Genomic DNA, 7,778 nt, shown 5'->3' with positions numbered 1-7,778 from the left:
CGTTGGCGTAGTCGGCCTACTGCAGGTCGGCCCACGAGGTCGGCACATTTGTGACGATCGACTTGTTCACGCCGAAAGCGAGAACGCCGAAATATTCGCCGTACCAGAAGCCGTCGGCATCCTTGGCTTCGGCGGGAATGCTGTCCCAGGTCGAAACCTTGTAGGGGGCGAGGAGGCCTTCGTCCTTGGCGGTCGGGCCGAAGCTCAGGCCGACGTCGAGTACGTCGGGAGCCTGCGGGCCGGTGTTGCCCTTGTTGGCGCGAACCGCCTCGAGCTCGTCGGCCGAGCCGGCGTCGGGGTTCAGTTCGTTGACGGTGATGCCCGGATACTTGGCCTTGAAGGCCTCGATCACGGCGCCATAACCACACCAGGTGTGGGGCAGCGCGATGACGGTGAGCTGGCCCTCGGCCTTGGCGGCGTCATAGAGAGCGGTGAGGTCGGTCTGCGCCGAAACGGTAAAGGTCGAAACGGCGAGGGCCGCGACCGAAACCGAAGCGACGAGCGCGTTCTTGAAGATCATTTTGCGTCTCCCTGGAATTCTGGCTTCTTGTCCTGACTCGAGAGGAGCCCCAAAAGCCGCGTTTCACCTATTTTGGCCATATGACAGGCGCGTGACACCCAAAAGCAGGGTACACAGGCCGCTGCATTGGCCGAGCCGCGAGAAAGTCCCACGGAACAGGCGATAGAGCTGTCGGATCCCCTCCGAAACCAATTGTGACATTTATGACAGTGCCCGTTTTGCTTCGGCGAGTCGAGATGGCCCGCGTGCCCGGGAAGCGCCCGACTTGGAGCCGTTCCGGGGTCGGTCATGTTCTTGAATGGCACTGCTCGATTTGGGCCATACGGTCACCATCGAGCAATCGGACAGCCTGACCACTCCGGATGCGGTGTTCCAGTAAGCGTCGGTTTTCCAAAGCTTTATCGATGCCCCGGGTTGAACGAATCTGCGGGCATGCCTTTCATCCGGTCATGGCCGGGCGTGCTCGAGTGCGAGACATGCACGAGTACTTGACCGCGTTCCTGGTCATAACCCAATCGCGGGTCTCGCCGTCGCAAGCGATGGCGGGACCCGTTCCGACCTCACGGCCGCCGACCTGCAGCGGTTCCGGACGCCACAGCGCCACGACCGATCCAACCCCAAATTTCGTGCACTGCCCGGTGGCGCCGCTAAACGTGCGGAGGCGCTCGATCTGGTGACGTTCTGCTCGCGGAACCTGCGCGTACTGCAGCCGCGGAAGGTCGGCAACCCGCAGGTGCTGCTGGTCAAGCAGGCGTTCTACGCGGCGACCTGCGCGGCGTGTCCACAGCCCGCTCTCATGCCCACCCGCCAGAGCTACTTCGGCGCCGGGCCCGTCGACTCGCGCAGCACCAACTCGACCGGCCACAACTCGTGGATCGAGGCCGGCGGCTTGCCTTCCTGCATTTGCAGCAGCAGTTCGGCGATGCGGGCGCCGGCGGCGCGGATCGAGGAGCGGGTGGTGGACATGGAGGGGACCATGTTGTCGGCGTTGAGATAGGGGAAGACGTCGTCGTGGGCGATCATCGAGACGTCCTTGCCCAGTTCGAACCCGGCGAGGCGGATGGCGCGGAAGACGCCGAGCGCCGTCATCATCGAGCCGGCGAGAAAGGCAGTGGGCCTCGGCGTGCGCTCGAGGAACGCCTGGGCGAGGCGGAATCCGTTCTCATCGGTGAACCCGCCGCCGGCGATGAGCGCCGGATCGGGGGTGAGGCCATGCGCCGCGAAGGCGGCGCGAAAGCCGCGGTCGCGGTGGATGGCGAAGGTCTGGTCCACCGGGCCGTTGATCATGGCGATGCGCCGGTGGCCGAGGTCGATCAGGTGGCTGGTGGCGCGGCGGAAGGCGCCCTCGTTGTCGATATCCAGCCAGGCATGCGGAATGGGCACCTCGCAGCGGCCGTGGACGAAGAACGGCATGCCGAGTTCGGTCAGCGCGGCGATGCGCTTGTCGTCCGGGGTGGGCGCGGAGAGCACCACGGCATCGACTCGCTTGCTGGCGGCGAGGCGGCGATAGAGCGGGATCTCGTCGTCGACATCGAGCGGTGTCACCACGATGTCGATCTCGTATTGGGCCAGCCGCTCGCCGATACCGGAGAGGAACTCGGCGGTGTGGGGGCCGAAATGCTGGGAACGCTGCAAGGGCAGGGCGACGCCGATGGCGCCGGCGCGGCCGGTGGCGAGGCGCTGCGCGCTGACATTAGCGCGATAGCCGAGGCGCCGGGCCGCCTCATTGACGCGCTGGCGGGTCGCCTCGTTGACTTCCGGAAAGCCGTTCAAGGCACGGCTGACCGTCGTCTGCGACAGCCCCAGCTCCGCGGCCAAGTCTTTGAGTTTCATGACCAAATGCGTTCTCGCGTCCAGCAGCAACGCAGTGGTATTCCACTCGCGCACCAGAGCCCCGAAAGGGGTCTGCAGCCGGACGTCCTCCTCCACCAAAAAGCCATTCAAAGCGATTTGGATGGTAAACGCAAGTGGGGGTAACATGCTACCATTCCTGAGGTTCGTACCTCAGGCCGAAATTCGCCGGATTCGAGGCGTTAGCATGTCTGGCTACGCAAGTTATTGATTTCGCGTGCGTATCCGAGACTTCGATTGCGGCGCTGTGGCGACGATGGCGAATCCTGTTGACATGATTTCCCCACTCTGGATAGGTTTCGTTCAAAGCGCTTTGGAAGATATTAGCGGGGAGGACAGCTCCCTTTCCGGGCGTTTTGGTGGGAGGAACTAGGTGCCGATCTACGCCGATAAGGCGTCGATCGCCTTTGGCTGCCTCCCGGTCACACCTGTCCTTTGGGAGGATAATAATGAGAATGAAGTCCCTGATCGCGGCCCTGCTCGCCAGTGCCACGCTCGGCGTCGTCGCTGCACAGGCCGCCGATCTCGCCATCGTTTCGGGCGACACCGGCAACGGCCTCGAGTTCCTGCGCTCGCAGCTCGACCGCTTCGAAGCCGAGACCGGCAACAAGGTGACCGTGGTCCCGATGCCGTCCTCGACCACCGACCAGTTCGGCCAGTACAAGCTGTGGCTGGCGGCGGGCAATTCCGACATCGACGTCTACCAGACGGACGTGATCTGGGCCCCGCAGCTCGCCGACCAGTTCCTCGACCTGACCGATGCCGCCAAGGACGTGGTGGCGAACCACTTCCCGTCGATCATCGAGTCGCAGACCGTGAACGGCAAGCTCGTGGCGCTGCCGGCGTTCACCGACGCCCCGGCGCTCTACTACCGCAAGGACCTGCTCGAGAAGTACGGCAAGACGCCGCCCAAGACCTGGGCCGAGCTGACTGCCACCGCCAAGGAAATCCAGGACGCCGAGCGCGCTGCCGGCAACCCGGACATGCAGGGCTTCGTCTTCCAGGGCAACGCCTATGAAGGCCTGACCTGCGACGCGCTCGAGTGGGTCGTGTCGAATGGCGGCGGCCAGATCGTCGAGCCGGATGGCACCATCTCGATCAACAACGAGAAGGCCGCTGCGGCTATCGAAATGGCCAAGGGCTGGGTGGGCAACATCTCGCCGGAAGGCGTCTTGGCCTACCAGGAAGAAGAGAGCCGCGGCGTGTGGCAGCTCGGCAATGCCGTGTTCATGCGCAACTGGCCGTATGCCTACCAGCTCGGCAATGGCGACGACTCCGCCGTGAAGGGCAAGTTCGACGTGGTGCCGCTGCCGATAGGCGAGGGCGAAGGTGCCCGCTCCGCGGCAACGCTGGGCGGCTGGAACGTCGCCGTTTCGAAGTACTCCAAGGCTCCGGAAGAGGCGATCAAGCTCGCCCTGTTCCTGTCGTCGACGGAAGTGCAGAAGGAACGCGCGATCAAGCAGTCAAACCTGCCCACGATCGTCTCGCTCTATGACGACGCCGATGTCGCCGCTGCCCAGCCGATCATCCCGAACTGGAAGGAAGTGTTCGTCAACGCCGTGCCGCGTCCGTCCGCTCCCACCAAGGTGAAGTACAACGAGGTTTCCTCGCTGTTCTGGTCGGCCGTGCATGATACGCTGTCGGGCAACGGCACTGCTGCCGAGAACCTCGAGCTGCTCGAAGCCAAGCTGACCGAGCTCAAGGGCGACGCCTGGTAAGGCTTTCCTGAACGATCGGGGCGGGCGATCCTTCCGGGGTCGCCCGCTCCCTCTATTCCTCTTCTGCTAGCCGGGAAGATCGTCTCATGACCGTAGAAGCCACGGCAGGGCCAGCCGTCCGAACCCAGCCCAAGATCGAGTCCGAACTGCTCAGGTCGCGCGTCGGCGCGGCGATGTGGTTCCTGCTCCCGATGCTCGCGGCGCTCGCCGTGGTGGCCGGGTGGCCGCTGCTTCGAACGATCTATTTCTCGCTCACCAATGCCTCGCTGACCGACCTGTACGGCGCCGATTTCATCGGCTTCAAGAACTACCTGAGCTGGACCACGCTGAAGAGCGGCCGCACGGTGTTCTCGGGCCTCCTGGTCGATCCGACCTGGTGGAATGCGGTGTGGAACACGCTGCGCTTCGCAGTGCTGTCGGTGACGCTCGAGACCATCCTCGGCATGATCGTGGCGCTGGTGCTGAACGCCGAATTCAAGGGCCGTGGCATCGTCCGCGCCGCCATCCTCATCCCGTGGGCGATCCCCACGATCGTTTCGGCCAAGATGTGGAGCTGGATGCTGAACGACCAGTTCGGCATCATCAACGACCTTTTCCTCAAGCTCGGGCTGATCAGCCAGAAGATCGCGTGGACGGCGCAGGCCGACACGGCGATGACGGCGGTGCTGGTCGTCGATATCTGGAAGACCACGCCGTTCATGGCGCTGCTGATCCTCGCCGGCCTGCAGATGATCCCCAAGGACATCTACGAGGCGGCGGAAATCGACGGCGTGCATCCGGTGAAGGTGTTCTTCCGCGTGACGCTGCCGCTGGTGCGGCCGGCGCTGATGGTGGCGGTGATCTTCCGCCTGCTCGACGCGATGCGCATCTTCGATCTCATCTATGTGCTGACGCCCAACAGTTCGGCGACCAAGACCATGTCGGTGGTGAGCCGCGAAAACCTGTTCGACTTCGACAAATTCGCCTACGGCTCGGCGCAATCGACGCTGCTGTTCCTGCTGATCGCGGTGATGACCGCGCTCTATATCTGGCTGGGCAAGGTCCGGTTCGACGGGGGTGACCGCTGATGACTCTCGACCTCTGGACAATCACCAAGCGGACCGCCTTCTACGCGCTGGTCGTCTTCATCGTCTTCGTCGCGGTGTTCCCGTTCTACTACGCAATCCTGACCAGCTTCAAATCGGGCACGGACCTGTTCCGCGTCACCTACTGGCCGGTGTCGTTCTCGTGGGACAACTACATCTCGGTGCTGAGCACCGGCAGCTTCCCGCGGAACCTGCTGAACTCGGTGTTCGTCGCCTCGGTGACGGTGCTGGCGGCGCTGTTCCTCGCCATAACCGCGTCGTTCGCGCTTTCCCGCGTGCGGTTCCGGGGGCGTAGCCTGCTGCTCATGACCATCCTCGCGGTTTCGATGTTCCCGCAGATCGCGGTGCTCGCCGGGCTGTTCGAGGTGATCCGTTTCCTCGGCATCTACAACACGCCCTGGGCGCTGATCTTCAGCTACACGATCTTCACGCTGCCGTTCACCGTGTGGGTGCTCACCACCTTCATGCGCGACCTGCCGATCGAGATCGAGGAAGCAGCGATCGTCGACGGCGCGACGCCGTGGATCATCATCTGGCGCGTGTTCCTGCCGCTGTTGTGGCCCGCGCTTGTGACGACCGGGCTCCTCGCTTTCATCGCGGCCTGGAACGAGTTCCTGTTCGCGCTTACCTTCACCTCGTCGAACGCGACCCGTACCGTGCCGGTGGCCATCGCGCTGCTGTCGGGCGGCAGCCAGTACGAAATCCCGTGGGGCAACATCATGGCGGCATCGGTGATCGTCACCGTACCGCTGGTGGTTCTCGTTCTCATCTTCCAGCGCAAGATCATTTCCGGCCTTACCGCCGGCGGCGTAAAGGGCTAAATCCATGGCGCACATCGAACTCAAGAATATCCGGAAGTCCTTCGGCCTCGTCGACGTGATCAAGGGCGTGGATCTCGAAATCTTCTCCGGCGAGTTCATGGTCTTCGTCGGCCCGTCGGGCTGCGGCAAGTCCACGCTGCTGCGCCTGATGGCGGGCCTCGAGGACATCACCTCGGGCGAGATGAGCTTCGACGGCACGCTGGTGAACGCGCTCGCGCCATCGCGGCGCGGCATCGCCATGGTGTTCCAGTCCTACGCGCTCTATCCGCACATGACTGTGTACGAGAACATGGCGTTCGGCATGCAGCTCGCCAAATCGAGCAAGGAAGCGATCCAGGAGCGCGTCGAGAAGGCCGCCGAGCTGCTGCAGATCACGCCGTACCTGAGCCGGCTGCCCAAGCAGCTCTCGGGCGGGCAGCGCCAGCGCGTCGCCATCGGCCGCGCAATCGTGCGCGACCCCAAGGTGTTCCTGTTCGACGAGCCGCTGTCGAACCTCGATGCCGCGCTGCGCGTCGCGACCCGGCTCGAGATCGCCAAGCTCCACCACGCGATGAACAGCGCCACCATGGTCTACGTGACGCACGACCAGGTCGAGGCGATGACGCTGGCCGACCGCATCTGCGTGTTGCGCGACGGGCTGGTGGAGCAGGTGGGTACCCCGCTCGAGCTCTACGAGAACCCGCAGTCGCTGTTCGTCGCGGGCTTCATCGGCTCGCCGAAGATGAACTTCCTCAATGGCGAGATCGCCTCGAAGTTCGGCGCCAACACCATCGGCATCCGGTCCGAGCATATCGAGATCGCCGACCGCGACGGCTCCTGGAAGGGCAAGGTCGTGCACTCCGAAAGCCTCGGCTCGGACAGTTTCGTCTATGTCGATATCGGCATGAGCGGCGATCCGGTGATCGTGCGGCAGGAGGGTACCCGGCACCACAATCCGGACGATGCGATTTCGATCGCCCCGATCCCGGGTAAGATCTATCGGTTCGACGCGGCCGGCAAACCGCTCAAGCACTGATAAACTTGCACTGACAATATTGCCGCAGGGCCATGGATTTTCGCCGCACTTGCTTGCCAATCGAGGCAGGCGGATGCAGTGATTGCCCAGCCGATCAAACCGCTTTGAGACTAACGGGCCGGAGCCTCGATCCGGCCCTTTCCACGAATTCAAGGAGACGAGCATGCCGATCAGAGCCACCGTATGGGGCGAGAACGTCCACGAGCAGAAGAACAAGGCCGTGGCCGACAACTACCCCAAGGGCATGCACGGGCAGATCGCCGCGCTCCTGGGCGAAGACAAGAACATCATCGCCTCGACCGTGACGCTGCAGGATCCCGAGCACGGGATGACCGAGAAAAAGCTCGACGAGACCGACGTGCTGGTCTGGTGGGGCCACGCGGCGCATGGCGAGGTCAAGGACGAGATCGTCGAGCGGGTGGCCAAGCGCGTCTGGGAGGGCATGGGCCTGATCGTCCTCCACTCGGGCCATTTCTCCAAGATATTCAAGCGGCTGATGGGCAGCCCCTGCGCGCTGCACTGGCGCGAGGCGGGCGAGCGCGAGCGGCTGTGGGTGGTGAACCCCGGCCACCCGATCGCCAAGGGCCTGCCGCGCTATTTCGAGCTCGAGAACGAAGAGATGTACGGCGAGCCGTTCTCGGTGCCGGAGCCGCTCGAGACGGTGTTCGTCTCGTGGTTCCAGGGCGGCGAAGTGTTCCGCTCCGGCCTCACCTATCGCCGCGGCGCGGGCAACATCTTCTACTTCCGCCCCGGCCACGAGACCTATCC

Annotated in this window: 6 protein-coding genes and 1 pseudogene; 5 read left to right on the top strand and 2 right to left on the bottom strand. The window is 63.8% G+C overall.

Translation table 11 applies throughout. The features are described 5' to 3' along the window. Positions 1–19: 19 nt before the first annotated feature. Together JWQ89_RS08150 and JWQ89_RS08145 are read right to left on the bottom strand one after the other, a co-directional pair. Positions 20–520: pseudogene (locus tag JWQ89_RS08150) on the bottom strand (ABC transporter substrate-binding protein); the annotation flags it as partial. Between the two features lie 813 nt (positions 521–1,333). After that, positions 1,334–2,353 (bottom strand): substrate-binding domain-containing protein, encoded by a 1,020-nt coding sequence (locus JWQ89_RS08145; RefSeq protein ID WP_299639972.1) that lies wholly within the window; start codon positions 2,351–2,353, stop codon positions 1,334–1,336. Positions 2,354–2,820: 467 nt separating this feature from the next. Here JWQ89_RS08145 and JWQ89_RS08140 point away from each other — a divergent pair, with 467 nt between their 5' ends. The 5 genes from JWQ89_RS08140 to JWQ89_RS08120 form a co-directional block, all read left to right on the top strand. Beyond that, the gene (locus tag JWQ89_RS08140) at positions 2,821–4,089 is read left to right on the top strand and encodes an ABC transporter substrate-binding protein (RefSeq protein WP_299639970.1); all 1,269 of its coding nucleotides are present in this window, start codon (positions 2,821–2,823) and stop codon (positions 4,087–4,089) included. A gap of 86 nt (positions 4,090–4,175) precedes the next feature. Then, complete coding sequence (locus JWQ89_RS08135; protein WP_299639968.1) at positions 4,176–5,156, top strand: sugar ABC transporter permease; 981 nt, start codon at positions 4,176–4,178, stop codon at positions 5,154–5,156. After that, entirely contained in the window at positions 5,156–5,995 is an 840-nt protein-coding gene (locus JWQ89_RS08130) for a carbohydrate ABC transporter permease (RefSeq protein ID WP_299639965.1), read from the top strand. The genes JWQ89_RS08135 and JWQ89_RS08130 overlap by 1 nt, the downstream gene beginning before the upstream one ends. 4 nt (positions 5,996–5,999) lie before the next feature. Continuing rightward, the gene (locus JWQ89_RS08125; protein WP_299639963.1) at positions 6,000–7,010 is read left to right on the top strand and encodes an ABC transporter ATP-binding protein; all 1,011 of its coding nucleotides are present in this window, start codon (positions 6,000–6,002) and stop codon (positions 7,008–7,010) included. A gap of 163 nt (positions 7,011–7,173) precedes the next feature. Then, a partial coding sequence (locus JWQ89_RS08120) for a ThuA domain-containing protein (RefSeq protein ID WP_299639961.1) occupies positions 7,174–7,778 on the top strand: 605 nt, incomplete at its 3' end.

This window comes from Devosia sp. (assembly GCF_028290645.1).
GTDB lineage: Bacteria > Pseudomonadota > Alphaproteobacteria > Rhizobiales > Devosiaceae > Devosia_A.
This window is presented reverse-complemented; position numbering and strand designations above follow the sequence as displayed.

What these genes read in the sequence shown, in the direction of transcription:
- JWQ89_RS08145 (WP_299639972.1), bottom strand. Translation starts at nt 2,353, where the DNA reads ATGAAACTCAAAGACTTGGCCGCGGAGCTGGGGCTGTCGCAGACGACG.
- JWQ89_RS08140 (WP_299639970.1), top strand. Translation starts at nt 2,821, where the DNA reads ATGAGAATGAAGTCCCTGATCGCGGCCCTGCTCGCCAGTGCCACGCTC.
- JWQ89_RS08135 (WP_299639968.1), top strand. Translation starts at nt 4,176, where the DNA reads ATGACCGTAGAAGCCACGGCAGGGCCAGCCGTCCGAACCCAGCCCAAG.
- JWQ89_RS08130 (WP_299639965.1), top strand. Translation starts at nt 5,156, where the DNA reads ATGACTCTCGACCTCTGGACAATCACCAAGCGGACCGCCTTCTACGCG.
- JWQ89_RS08125 (WP_299639963.1), top strand. Translation starts at nt 6,000, where the DNA reads ATGGCGCACATCGAACTCAAGAATATCCGGAAGTCCTTCGGCCTCGTC.